General features: G+C 69.1%; 8 protein-coding genes. 6 read left to right on the top strand and 2 right to left on the bottom strand.

Going from position 1 to position 12,723, the window contains the following annotated elements:
• The first annotated feature begins 62 nt into the window (after nucleotides 1-62).
• The gene (gene lolA, locus QWY80_RS13290) at nucleotides 63-692 is read left to right on the top strand and encodes an outer membrane lipoprotein periplasmic chaperone LolA (RefSeq protein ID WP_290232275.1); all 630 of its coding nucleotides are present in this window, start codon (nucleotides 63-65) and stop codon (nucleotides 690-692) included.
• Between the two features lie 197 nt (nucleotides 693-889).
• Here the strand turns inward: lolA and QWY80_RS13285 are convergent, their stop codons facing one another.
• Entirely contained in the window at nucleotides 890-2,227 is a 1,338-nt protein-coding gene (locus QWY80_RS13285; RefSeq protein ID WP_290232273.1) for a replication-associated recombination protein A, read from the bottom strand.
• 166 nt (nucleotides 2,228-2,393) lie between these two features.
• On the opposite strand from QWY80_RS13285, the gene QWY80_RS13280 reads away from it, so the two are divergent.
• From QWY80_RS13280 to QWY80_RS13265, 4 genes are all read left to right on the top strand, one after another.
• Nucleotides 2,394-2,936 (top strand): hemerythrin domain-containing protein, encoded by a 543-nt coding sequence (locus tag QWY80_RS13280; protein WP_290232607.1) that lies wholly within the window; start codon nucleotides 2,394-2,396, stop codon nucleotides 2,934-2,936.
• A gap of 145 nt (nucleotides 2,937-3,081) precedes the next feature.
• Nucleotides 3,082-3,861 carry a glutamate racemase gene (gene murI, locus QWY80_RS13275; RefSeq protein ID WP_290232271.1) on the top strand — a complete coding sequence of 260 codons (780 nt, stop codon included), beginning with the start codon at nucleotides 3,082-3,084 and terminating at the stop codon, nucleotides 3,859-3,861.
• Nucleotides 3,862-3,888: 27 nt separating this feature from the next.
• On the top strand, nucleotides 3,889-4,992 hold the full coding sequence (trmA, locus tag QWY80_RS13270; protein ID WP_290232604.1) for a tRNA (uridine(54)-C5)-methyltransferase TrmA: 1,104 nt from the start codon (nucleotides 3,889-3,891) through the stop codon (nucleotides 4,990-4,992).
• Between the two features lie 184 nt (nucleotides 4,993-5,176).
• The gene (locus QWY80_RS13265) at nucleotides 5,177-10,018 is read left to right on the top strand and encodes an NAD-glutamate dehydrogenase (RefSeq protein ID WP_290232268.1); all 4,842 of its coding nucleotides are present in this window, start codon (nucleotides 5,177-5,179) and stop codon (nucleotides 10,016-10,018) included.
• A 115-nt stretch (nucleotides 10,019-10,133) separates the two neighbouring features.
• On the opposite strand, the gene mgtE is transcribed toward QWY80_RS13265, so the two are convergent.
• Nucleotides 10,134-11,486: a magnesium transporter gene (mgtE, locus tag QWY80_RS13260; RefSeq protein ID WP_290232266.1), complete on the bottom strand. Its 1,353-nt coding sequence runs from the start codon at nucleotides 11,484-11,486 to the stop codon at nucleotides 10,134-10,136.
• 175 nt (nucleotides 11,487-11,661) lie between these two features.
• On the opposite strand from mgtE, the gene QWY80_RS13255 reads away from it, so the two are divergent.
• Nucleotides 11,662-12,687: a quinone-dependent dihydroorotate dehydrogenase gene (locus QWY80_RS13255; protein WP_290232264.1), complete on the top strand. Its 1,026-nt coding sequence runs from the start codon at nucleotides 11,662-11,664 to the stop codon at nucleotides 12,685-12,687.
• Nucleotides 12,688-12,723 lie beyond the last annotated feature (36 nt).

The following is a 12,723-nucleotide window of genomic DNA, read 5'->3' as shown; positions in this document are numbered from 1 at the left end:
GGCGGCGCTGGCGCAGTCCGAAGGGACAGGCTTCCACCGGAACCGTCCAGGGAGACACGGAGATGACAGTGAAGAAGACCCTTGCCGCCGCCGCCATCGGCCTCGCCATGCCGCTCTCGGCCCTGGCCAGCGAAGGCGCCGAGCGCCTGACCCGCATACTGGAGCCGCTCGAGACCTACGAGGCCAGCTTCGAGCAGCAGATCCTCGATGCCAGCGGCGACCGCCTGCAGGAGGCGCGGGGCCGCATGTGGCTGTCGCGGCCCGGCAGGTTCCGCTGGGAGGTGGATGCCCCCTACCAGCAGCTGGTGGTCTCCGACGGCGAGGAAGTGGTGCTCTACGACCCCGACCTGGAGCAGGCCACCGTCCAGGCGCTGGACCAGCGGGTGACCCATACCCCGGCGCTGCTGCTCTCCGGCAGCGCCGACGAGCTCACCGGCAGCTATGACGTCACGCGGCGCCAGCAGGGCAGTGCCGAGCGCTTCACCCTGGTGCCCAGGAACGCGGACACCCTCTTCGAGGAACTGGAGATGACCTTCCGCGGCGAGCGCCTGACCGCCCTGGAGATGCTCGATAGCACCGGCCAGCGTACCGCCATCGAGTTCGACGAGGTGCGCATGAATCCCGCCATCGACGATGCGCGTTTCGCCTTCGAGATCCCCGAGGGCACCGATGTGATTCGCGACAGCCAATAAGCGCCTAGCGCCGAGCTGCAAGCGCCCAGCCGCTCGGTAACGGGCAGCAGGTGCCGAGGCCGAAGACGAGAAATCCGCCGGATTCAACATTCGGCGGGTTTCTCGTTGACACCAGAATTGGCGGTACAGCATCTTGCGGCGCTCGGCGCTCGGCGCTCGGCGCTCGGCGCTCGGCGCTCGGCGCTCGGCGCTCGGCGCTACGCGCCGCCATCCGCCTCGGCGTCGAGCTGCTCCCGCCAGGCCATGAGCTGGCCGTAGCGCTTCTCCTGGCCGTACTCCGTGGGGCGGTAGAAACGCTCGTGGGGCACCGCTTCGGGCCAGCAATCGTGGGCGCTGCCGGCGGGGTAGCCGTGGGGTTCGTGGTGGGCGTAGCGGTAGCCCTGGCCGTGGCCCAGCGTCTCCATCAGTTTCGTCGGGGCGTTGCGCAGGTAGGTGGGTACCTCGAGCCGTGGCTGGCTCGCCACGAAGGCCTTGGCGGCCTTCCAGGCCTGGTCGATGGCATTGCTCTTGGGCGCCACCGCCAGGTGGATGGCGGCGTGGGCGATGGCCCGCTGGCCCTCGTAGTCGCCCAGCCGCAGGTAGGCGTCCCAGGCGGCCATCACCAGCGGCAGGGCACGCGGGTCGGCGTTGCCCACGTCCTCGGAGGCGATGGCCGCCAGGCGGCGGACGACGTCCAGGGGGTCACCGCCGCCCTGTACGAAGCGGGCGATGTAGAGCAGGGCGGCGTCGGGGCGCGAGGAGCGCACCGACTTGTGGATCGCCGAGAGCAGGTCGTAGTAGTGATCGCCCTGCTTGTCGAAGGCACTGGCCTGGTGACCCAGCACGTCCTCCAGCGCCCCGTGGCCGAGCACCTCGCCGCCGTCCTCGGCGGGTTCGGCGAAGTCGCAGGCCGTCTCCAGCAGTCCCAGGGCGCGGCGGGCGTCACCGGCAGCGGCCCGGGCCAGCAGCCCCAGCACTTCCTCATCGACCCGGATGCGCCGCCTGCCCAGGCCGCGCTCCTCGTCGGCAAGCGCCCGCCTCAGTACCTGCAGGAGTTCGGCCTCGGAAAGCGGCTTGAGCACGTGCACCCGGGCCCGGGAGAGCAGCGCCGAGTTGACCTCGAAGGAGGGGTTTTCGGTGGTGGCGCCGATCAGGGTCAGCAGGCCCGACTCCACATGGGGCAGCAGGGCGTCCTGCTGGGACTTGTTGAGGCGGTGGATCTCGTCGAGGAACAGCAGGGTGGTGCGCCCCTGGGCCTGTAGGGCCCGGGCACGCTCGACCACGGCGCGAATCTCCTTGACCCCGGCCATGACCGCCGAGAGGTGCTCCAGGTGGGCACCGGACTCGGCGGCGAGCAACTCGGCCAGGGTGGTCTTGCCGGTGCCCGGCGGCCCCCACAGGATCATCGAGCGCACCGTGCCGGTCTCGGCCATGTGCCGCAGCGGCTTGCCGGGTCCCACCAGTGCCTGCTGGCCCAGGTACTCCTCCAGCCGGCGCGGGCGCATGCGCCAGGCGAGGGGGGCGGCCTCGTCGGTGTCGCGAGCGAAGAGGTCCATGGGGCGACTCCTTATGTTCAGATGGAGGGCGGCAGGTCGTCGATCCGGCTGCTAGAGTGACTGGAGCGTCAGGGGCTCTAGCGCCTCTCGATGAACCCTGTCCATGATGGCGTATCCAATGGAGATGCTTTCTCCCATGTCTCACACAGGAGGGCCCGACATGCCCATGCTGACCCAGCTGCGTCAGGATCATGCCAATATGGCGCGCATGTTGCACGTTCTGCAGCTCAAGCAGAAGACCCTGGCCACCGGCGAGCGCCCCAACTTCCAACTGGTGCGCGAGGTGGTGGACTATATCCTCGATTACATGGACGGATTCACGATGCCGCTGGAGCGCCTCTTCACCGAACAGCTCCAGGAGGTGTCGCCGGAGGGCGTGGCGGTGACCGAGCGGCTGGCCGAGGACTACCGTGACCTCAAGAAGCGCCTCGGTCGGCTCTCCAATGACATCGACATGATCCTGATGGACGCCGTGGTGCCCATGGATCGCTTCGCCGACGATCTCAAGGCCTATCTCGACGCCCATCGTGCCTACCTGCGCGACGAGCGGGAGCTGCTCTTCCCGCTGATCCGCGAGCACTTCGACGACGAGGCCCTGGATCGCCTGGCCCGGGCCCTGCCGGAGGACGCCGCGGTCCAACTGGAACGCCTTCAGGAGGCCTATCCCGAGCTCTACGCCGAACTCAAGGAGGCACCGGTTCCCGTCTGACGCCCCCGGGCTGCGAGGTGTCGCCTGGCTGGGGTAGAATGCGCGCCATGTCCAGCCAGTACCCCGCGATGCCCACTCTGCCACACCCCGTCTCGCCACCTCATCGGTCGCGCCGCCGCTCCGGGCGCCTCGCCGGGAGGTGGCGGTGACGGCGGGCCCCATCCTGGTGTTCGATTCCGGCGTCGGGGGGCTCTCCGTGGCCGCCGCGCTGCGCCGCTGCCTGCCGGGGGCGGCGCTCGCCTATGCCTGCGACAACGCCATGCTGCCCTACGGGCGGCGCGAGGACGCCTGGCTGGTGCGACGCATCCTGGCGGTCTGCGAGGCGGCGGTGGCGGCCAGCCGCTGCAGCGGCCTGGTGGTGGCCTGCAACACGGCCAGTACCCTGGCCCTGGATGCCCTGCGCGAGCGCCTGCGGGTGCCGGTGGTCGGCACGGTGCCGGCGATAAAGCCGGCGGCGGCGCTGAGCCGCAGCCGCCACTTCGGCCTGCTGGCGACCAGTGCCACCGTGTCGCGCCCTTACACCCTGAGGTTGATCGAGGCCTTCGCCGCCGACTGCATCGTCACCCGGGTCGCCGCCGATTCCCTGGTGAGCGAGGCCGAACGGCGCCTGGCCGGCGAGGCGCCGGATCCCGAGGCGCTGCGTGCCGCCCTGGCGCCGCTGTGGGAGGACCCCGACCTGGACACCGTGGTGCTCGGCTGCACCCACTTTCCGCTGCTGCACGAGGCCCTGGCCACCGCGGCGCCGCGCCCGGTGAGGTGGATCGACTCCAGCGAGGCGATCGCCCGGCGCACCGCCCAGGTGGTGACCGAGGTCGCCACGCAGCAGGGGCCGGGGGCGAGCTTCGTCACTGCGGCGGATCCGCGCCTCACGGCCGGGTTGGCGCGCTACGGTTTCGCCGAGCCCCGGCTGCTGGCCCTCGACTGAATACCGGATACAGGAGGCTCCTTGGCCATTCCCGTCCCCGTCGTCGATCCCGCCCGCTACGAGCAGCAGCTCGAGGCCAAGCGGGAGCGCATCACACGCGACTTCGCGCGCTTCTCCCCCCCGCCGCTGGAGGTCTATCCCTCGCCGCCCAGCCACTACCGGCAGCGCTGCGAGTTCCGCCTCTGGCACGAGGGGGACGACCTCTTCTACGCCATGTTCGAGGTGGACCCGCAGGACCCCACGAAGAAGCGCGTGGTGCGCCTCGACGCTTACCCCGTGGCCAGCCGCCGGATCAACGAGCTGATGCCGGGGCTGCTCGATGCCATCCGCGACGTGCCGCTGCTGCGCCGCCGGCTGTTCCAGGTGGAGTTCCTCACCACCCTCTCCGGCGAGGCGCTGGTGACGCTGATCTACCATCGCCCGCTGGACGACGCCTGGGAGGCCGAGGCGCGTCGTCTGCAGGAGCGCCTCGGGGCGATGATCATCGGCCGTTCCCGCAAGCAGCGCCTGGTGCTCGAGCGCGACCACGTCTGGGAGCGCCTCGCGGTGGAGGGCCGCGAGTTCGTCTACCAGCAGGTGGAGAACAGCTTCACCCAGCCCAATGCCGAGATCTGCCGTGAGATGCTGGCCTGGGCCCGGGAGGTCACCCGCGACAGCCGTGACGGCGACCTGGTGGAGCTCTACTGCGGCAACGGCAATTTCACCATCGCGCTGGCCGAGAACTTCCGCCGGGTGCTGGCCACGGAGATCTCGCGCACCTCGGTGGCCAGCGCCCGGGCCAACCTGGCGGCCAACGGCATCGACAACGCCGTGATCGGCCGCATGTCCGCCGAGGAGTTCGCCGCGGCGCTGGAGGGGCGCAAGGGTGGGCGCCGGGTGGCCGAGTGGGCGCTTCACGAGTACGCCTTCACCACCGTACTGGTGGACCCGCCACGGGCCGGCCTGGACGCGGCGAGCTGCCGACAGCTCAGCGGTTATTCGCGCATCGTCTATATTTCATGCAACCCGGAGACATTGGCGAGCAACCTGGAGCATCTGACCGCGACCCACCGGATCACCCGCTTCGCGCTGTTCGACCAGTTTCCCTGGACCCACCACTGCGAGTGTGGCGTGCTGCTGGAGCGACGCTGATCCCGGACGGCGCGGCCGGGAAAGGTCAAGCGGCGATGCGCAACCGTCATGCTCCATGAGCAAGCCGGCAAGTGGCTGGGGACGGCTTCGGGACTCGCGTAAGCTGGCGACAGGGCGGCCCTTTTCGGGACGCCGTGTCGAAACTTCCGGCCGCAGGAGCGGCCGCCGGTAGCCGAGGTGAGGGATGCAGCACGTTGCCCACGACGATGCAAGGCAGGACATTCTCAAGCAGCTTCATGAACGCCTGAAGGCCCGACTGGAGGCCGGGAAGGCGGACTCGGTCGGGGCCTTCGCCGACCACTTCTATGCCGCGGTGCCCATGGACGACCTGGAGGGGCGCCGCCTCGACGATCTCTATGGCGCTACCCTCTCGGTCTGGCACTTCATCCAGCAGTTCGACCCCGGCGACCCCAAGGTCCGGGTCTTCAACCCCGACTTCGAGGAGCACGGCTGGCAGTCGCCGCACACCTTCGTGGCGGTGCTCCACGAGGACATGCCTTTCCTGGTCGACTCGGTGCGCATCGAACTCAATCGCCGCGCGATCACCGTCCACGCCATCCACAATGCCGTGCTGGCCACCGCACGGGGACGCGACCACCGCCTGGAGCGGGTCGCCTCGCCCCAGGCCGGTGATGCCCCCGCCCATCGCGAGTCGCTGATCGTCATCGAGATCGACCGCCACTCCGACCCGGCCGTGCTGGAGGAACTGCAGGCCAGCCTCCTGGAGGTGCTGGTGGACGTGCGCACCGCCGTGGCCGACTTCGAGACGATGCATGACCGGGTGCGAGAGGCCCTGGAGGAGATCCGCGCTTGCTGCCCGCCCCAGACCGATCGCGACGACCACGCCGAGGCCGTCGCCTTTCTGGAGTGGATGCTCCAGGACAACTTCACCTTCCTGGGCTACGACGCCTATGAGGTGCGCGAACGGGGCGGCAAGGAGAGCCTGGACAGGGTCGAGGGCAGCGAACTCGGCGTCTTCCGCCTCGACCAGCCGCGCTATCGCGAGCGCATCCGTACCGATCAGGGCGTCGAGGACGATCACTACGTGCTGGTGCCGCAGTTGCTCTCCTTCGCCAAGAGCGCCCATCATGCCCGGGTCCACCGGCCCACCTATCCCGACTACATCTCCATCGACCGCTATGACGAGTCGGGCCGGCTGGTCGGCGAGCACCGCTTCCTGGGGCTCTTCGCCTCCACGGCCTACAACGACTCGCCGCGCAACATCCCGCTGCTGCGCCGCAAGCTGCGCTCGGTGATGGAGATCGCCGGCTTCAACCCCAAGGGGCACAACGGCAAGCAGCTGATGCAGATCCTCGAGGTCTACCCCCGCGACGACCTCTTCCAGATCGACACCCAGGAGCTGGCCCAGACCGCCCTGGGGATCCTCGATATCCGCGAGCGGCGTCGGGTACGGCTGTTCATTCGCGAGGACCGCTCGGGGCGTTTCTACTCCTGCCTGGCCTTCGTGCCGCGGGATGTCTTCTCCACCGAGCTGCGCCTGCGCATTCAGGACCTGCTGTGCGAGGAGCTCGATGCCAGCTTCGGTGACTTCAATACCTACCTCTCCGAGTCGGTGCTGGCGCGCATCCAGTTCATCCTGCGCTTCTCCGGCGAGGCGCCGGTGGCGTACGACCTGCGGCGCCTGGAGGGCAAGGTGGCCCAACTGGCGCGCAACTGGCGCGACGACCTCCAGGCCGCCTGCATCGAGGGCTTCGGCGAGGAGCAGGCCAATCGCCTGATGGATCGCTTCCGCGACGCCTTCCCGGCCAGCTACCGCGACGACTTCAACGCGCGCACCGCGGTCTACGACCTGCATCACATCGGCGAGCTGGACGAGGGGGCGCCGCTGTCGCTCTCCCTCTACCGCCTGGTGGAGGAGGAGGGCAGCGGGGTCAACCTCAAGCTGTTCCATGGCGATGCCCCGATTCCCCTCTCCGACGTCCTGCCGATGATGGAGAACCTGGGGCTGAGGGTGATCGGCGAGCGTCCCTACGAGATCACGGCCAGTAACGCCGCCTACTGGATCCACGACTTCGACCTGGAGCACCACACCAGCACCGAGGTGAACCTTCAGGAGATGCGCGAGCCCTTCATCGAGGCCTTCCGTCGCATCTGGGCCGGCGAGGCGGACAACGACGCCTTCAATCGCCTGATCATCGGTGTCAACCTGGACTGGCGCGAGGTAGCCATGCTGCGTGGCTACGCTCGCTACCTGAAGCAGATCCGCTTCGGCATGTCCCAGGACTACATCGCCACCACGCTGGCCAACCATCCCGAGATCACCCGCGAACTGGTGACCCTCTTCGAACTGCGCTTCGATCCCGCCGAGCGTCCCGACACGGGCGAGGTCGACGATTGCCTGGCGCGCATCCAGCGGCTGCTCGACGACGTGGCGAGCCTCAACGACGACCAGTTGCTGCGCCGCTACACCGAGCTGATCCAGGTGACGCTGCGCACCAACTACTACCAGCGCACCGAGGACGGCGGCTTCAAGGACTACATCGCCCTCAAGCTGGAGCCGTCGAAGGTCACCGGCATGCCCAAGCCGCGGCCGCTTTACGAGATCTTCGTCTGTTCGCCACGGGTCGAGGGCGTGCACCTGCGCGGTGGCAAGGTGGCCCGTGGCGGGCTGCGCTGGTCCGATCGTCTGGAGGACTTCCGCACCGAGGTCCTTGGCCTGGTCAAGGCCCAGCAGGTCAAGAACGCGGTGATCGTGCCGGTGGGCGCCAAGGGTGGCTTCGTCTGCAAGCGCATGCCGGAGGGCGCGGACCGCGAGACCCTCCAGAAGGAGGGCATCGCCTGCTATCGGATCCTCATCCGTGCGCTGCTCGACGTCACCGATAACCTGGTCGGAAGCGAGGTGGTGCCGCCGCAGGACGTGGTGCGTCACGACGACGACGACCCCTACCTGGTGGTGGCCGCCGACAAGGGCACGGCGACCTTCTCCGACATCGCCAACGAGATCTCCGCCGAGTACGGCCACTGGCTGGGCGACGCCTTCGCCTCGGGAGGGGCCAACGGCTACGACCACAAGAAGATGGGGATCACCGCCAAGGGGGCCTGGGAGTCGGTCAAGCGCCACTTCCGCGGCCTGGGCATCAACACCCAGGAAGACGAGTTCACGGTGCTGGGCATCGGCGACATGGCCGGCGACGTCTTCGGCAACGGCATGCTGCTGTCCGACAGGATCCGCCTGGTGGGGGCCTTCAACCACCTGCATATCTTCGTCGACCCGACCCCGGACACCGCGGCGACCTTCGCCGAGCGCCGGCGCCTGTTCGAGCTGCCACGCTCCAGCTGGGAGGACTACGACGCCTCGCTGATCTCCGAGGGTGGCGGGCTCTTCAAGCGCAGCGCCAAGTCGATCCCCATCTCCCGGCCGATGAAGGCGGTCTTTGGCATCCAGGAGGACCGGCTCGCCCCCAACGACCTGATCCGCGCCATGCTCAAGTCGGAAGTCGATCTGATCTGGAACGGTGGCATCGGCACCTACGTCAAGAGCAGCGAGGAGACCGACGCCCAGGTCGGCGACAAGGCCAACGACGCCCTGCGCATCGACGGGCGCGAGCTCAACTGCCGGGTGGTCGGCGAGGGCGGCAACCTGGGGCTGACCCAGCGCGGCCGCATGGAGGCCGCAGCCAGGGGCGTGCGCGTCAACACCGACTTCATCGACAACGCCGGCGGCGTGAACTGCTCCGACCATGAGGTCAACATCAAGATCCTCATCGACGAGGTGGTCTCCCGCGGCGACATGACCTATAAGCAGCGCAACCAGCTGCTCGCCGACATGACCGACGAGGTCGGTGAGCTGGTGCTGCTTAGCAACTACCGTCAGACCCAGGCGCTGGACCTGGCCGAGATCCTCGCGCGTCAAGGTATCGGCCCCTTCCGGCGCTTCATCAGCGAACTGGAGGCGGCCGGCCAGATCGATCGCGAGCTGGAGTTCCTGCCCGCCGACGAGGAGCTCCAGGAGCGTGCCGCCAACCAGCAGGGCATGCTGCTGCCGGAGTTGTCGGTACTCATCTCCTACGCCAAGAGCGTGCTCAAGGGCGACCTGATCGCCTCCGACGTGCCCGACGACCCGGTGGTGACCCGCTACGTGGAGCGTGTCTTTCCCGGCGTGCTGGTGGAGCGCTACCGCGACGAGATGTACGCCCACCGCCTGAAGCGCGAGATCGTCGCCACCCAGGTGGCCAACGACCTGGTCGACCACATGGGCATCGTCTTCGTGCGCCGCCTGATCGACTCGACCAGTGCGGACCGTGCCGAGATCGCCCGCGCCTACGTGATCGCCCGCGAGGTCTACCAGATGGGCAGCATCTGGGAGCGGATCGAGGCGCTGGACAACCAGGTGGCGAGTCGCGTGCAGTACGGCATGATGCTCGACCTGATGCGGTTGATCCGGCGTGCCGCGCGCTGGTTCCTGCGGACCCGCGTCGGCCTGGATACCCGCGACACCATCGACTACTTCGCCCCGCGCCTGGCCCAGCTGCAGGAAGGCCTCGGCAAGCGCCTGCGCGGCGAGGAGCGGGAAACCTTCGAGCGCCGCCGCACCGAACTGGTCGAGGCCGGGGTGCCCGAGGCACTCGCCGCCGTCGTCGGCGCTGCCGCCAGTCTCTATGCCGGGCTGGGCATCATCCAGGCGGCCCGCCAGGCCGAGGAGAAACCGCAGAAGGTGGCCGAGGTGTTCTACGAGATCGGCGATCGCCTCGAGCTGCCCTGGATGATCCAGCAGGTCACCGATCTGCCGGTGCGCGACAGCTGGCAGGCCCAGGCGCGGGAGACCTTCCGCGACGATATCGACCGCCAGCAGCTGGCGCTGACCGTCAGTGTGCTGCAGATGGAAGGCGGCCCCCGCGATGCCGCCGAGCGGGTCGACCAGTGGCTGGCGCTGCATGCCGCCATGCACAGCCGCTGGTGCCGGCTGCTGGAACAGGTGGGCAGCGGTGCCCAGGGCGGCTTCCCGCTGTTCGCGGTGGCCGTGCGCGAACTGGTCGATCTGGCCCAGAGCAGCCGCGAGGCCTGAGCCCCGGGCGACCACCCGCCAGGACACGAACCCCGCCGCCTGGCGGGGTTCGTGCATCCTGGGAGGCGGTGGCGCCGGGTGTCGCAGCGGATCGGCGTCAAGTTCGACAGGTTGTCTAGAGCAGGAAGAGGGTGGCCAGCCCCAGGAAGGCCATGAAGCCCACCACATCGGTGACCGTAGTGAGGATCACCGAACCGGACAGGGCGGGGTCGATGCCGGCCCGGCGCAGCATCAGGGGCACCACGATGCCGGCGAGGCCCGCGGCGAGCATGTTGATCACCAGGGCGGCGGCGATGATGGCGCCGATGGCCACGCTCTTGAACCACAGCAGGGTCAGGAGCGCCACCACCAGGGCCCACAGCAGGCCGTTGAGGATGGCGATGCCCAACTCCTTGCGCAGCAGCCAGGCGCTGTTGGTGCGGCTGATCTGGCCCAGCGCCAGGCCACGGATCGCCAGGGTCAGGGTCTGGCTGCCGGCGATGCCGCCCATGCTGGCGACGATGGGCATCAGTACCGCCAGGGCCACGATCTGGTCCAGGGCGGCCTCGAAGCGGCCGATCACCCAGGCCGCCAGGAAGGCGGTCAGCAGGTTGATGCCCAGCCACACCGCCCGACGCCGTGCGCTGGGCAGCACCGGGGCGAAGAGGTCCTCCTCCTCGTCCAGGCCGGCCATGTTCATCAGCGCCTGTTCGGAATCCTCGCGGATGACGTCGACGATGTCGTCGATGACGATGCGCCCCAGCAGCAACCCCGCTTCGTCGACCACCGGCGCCGAGACCAGGTCGTGGGTCTGGAAGAGGGTGGCCACGTCGCGGGACTTCATGGTCACCTGGATGCTGTCCACCTCGCGGTCCATCAGGTCGGCCACCGCCATCTCCGGCGACTGGCTGATCAGGCGCGCCAGGGAGAGGGTGCCCTGGAAGCGGCCGTCACGGTCCACCACCATCAACAGATGGGTGTTGTCGGGCACGGCCTCCCTCCAGCGCAGGAAGCGGCAGACCGTCTCCAGGCTGACATCGCTGCGTACGGCGATGGTATCGGTGCGCATCAGGCGCCCGGCGCTGTCCTCCTCGAAGGAGAGGGTCTCCTCCAGGCGCTCGCGCTGCAGGGCGTCCATGGAGCGCAGCATGTCCTCGGCGACCTGCTGCGGGAGGTCCTCGAAGATCTCGGCGAGGTCCGTGGTGTCCAGGGCGGCGGCGGCGGCCGTGATCTCCGCATGGTCCATGTCGTCGAGCAGGGTGCTGCGCACCTCGTCGTGGACGTGCAGCAGCACCTCGCCGTCCACCTCGCCGGGTACCCGCTGCCACAGGCGGATACGCGCCGCCGGCGGCAGCGACTCCAGCATCAGGGCGACCTCGGCGGGCTCCAGGTCGGCGAGGACGGCATCGACGTCGTCGAGCCGCTCCTCCTCCAGTGCCCGGTGAATCCTCGACAGGCGGTCCTCGAGGGTCTCGGTGGTATCGGCCATGCGCGTCTCCCTGGCGTCGGCGGCGCGGCTCATACGGCGGCGCGATCGTCGAATGCAGTCCCCAGTAGATCACAAAACGGGACCCGCCATCCGCCCGGAAGCGCCGTCGTCTCGACGCGGCGACGCTGCTATACTCTCGGCCGCCCGCCCCCCACCCACGACGCCCGGAGTCGCCATGTATTCCCTCGCCCGTTCGCTGCTCTTCCGCCTGGATGCCGAGACCGCCCACGGCGTGGCGCTGCGTGGCCTCGACCTGGCGGGACGCCTGGGCCTGGCGGCACGGCTCGGCGGCGCGCGCGTGGCGGATCCCTTGGAGCTGATGGGGCTGCGGTTCCCCAACCGCGTGGGCCTGGCCGCCGGGCTCGACAAGAACGCCGATCACCTGGATGCCCTCGGCGCCCTGGGATTCGGCTTCGTGGAGGTGGGCACCGTGACGCCGCTGCCCCAGCCGGGCAATCCGCGGCCGCGGTTGTTTCGACTGCCCGAGGCGGGGGCGATCATCAACCGCATGGGTTTCAACAACGCCGGGGTCGACCACCTGGTGGCCCGGGTCAGGGCGAGTCGCTACGACGGGGTGATCGGCATCAACATCGGCAAGAACCTCACCACCCCGGTGGAGAAGGCCGTGGATGATTACCTGGCGTGCCTGGAGAAGGTGCACGCCCATGCCCACTACGTCACGGTGAACCTCTCGTCGCCCAATACCCCGGGACTGCGCGACCTGCAGTTCGGCGAGCACCTCGACACCCTGCTGGGCGCGCTGCGCGAGGCCGGCTCGCGGCTCGACCGTGCCAGCGGGCGCCGCGTCCCCCTGGCGGTGAAGATCGCCCCGGACATGGCGGCCGAGGAGGTGGGCCTGGTGGCCAGGGCGCTCTCTGCCAACGCCATCAATGCGGTGATCGCCACCAATACCACCGTCTCGCGGCAGGGGGTGGCGGGGCTGCCTCACGCCGAGGAGGCCGGCGGGCTGTCGGGGCGGCCGGTGTTCGAGGCCTCCAACACGGTGATCCGCGAGCTGCGGCGCCGGCTGCCCGAGATGCCGATCATCGGGGTGGGCGGTATCGATGGCGGCGAGGCGGCGGTGGCCAAGCGGGACGCCGGTGCCGACCTGGTGCAGCTCTATTCGGGCTTCATCTACCGCGGACCGGCGCTGGTGGGGGAGTGTGCCCGGGCACTGCGGGCGCGGACGGTGGGGGCATGACGCAAAAAGCCCGTGGACTCGCCACGGGCTTGATCG

The sequence above is a fragment of the Halomonas ramblicola genome (assembly GCF_030409215.1).
Lineage (GTDB): Bacteria > Pseudomonadota > Gammaproteobacteria > Pseudomonadales > Halomonadaceae > Halomonas > Halomonas ramblicola.
The sequence above is the reverse complement of the archived record's forward strand: the minus strand, read 5'-3'. Positions and strand labels throughout refer to the sequence as shown.

Coding starts and splice junctions, on each gene's coding strand:
- QWY80_RS13255 (WP_290232264.1), top strand. CDS start 11,662: ATGTATTCCCTCGCCCGTTCGCTGCTCTTCCGCCTGGATGCCGAGACC.
- mgtE (WP_290232266.1), bottom strand. CDS start 11,486: ATGGCCGATACCACCGAGACCCTCGAGGACCGCCTGTCGAGGATTCAC.
- QWY80_RS13285 (WP_290232273.1), bottom strand. CDS start 2,227: ATGGACCTCTTCGCTCGCGACACCGACGAGGCCGCCCCCCTCGCCTGG.
- lolA (WP_290232275.1), top strand. CDS start 63: ATGACAGTGAAGAAGACCCTTGCCGCCGCCGCCATCGGCCTCGCCATG.
- QWY80_RS13280 (WP_290232607.1), top strand. CDS start 2,394: ATGCTGACCCAGCTGCGTCAGGATCATGCCAATATGGCGCGCATGTTG.
- QWY80_RS13265 (WP_290232268.1), top strand. CDS start 5,177: ATGCAGCACGTTGCCCACGACGATGCAAGGCAGGACATTCTCAAGCAG.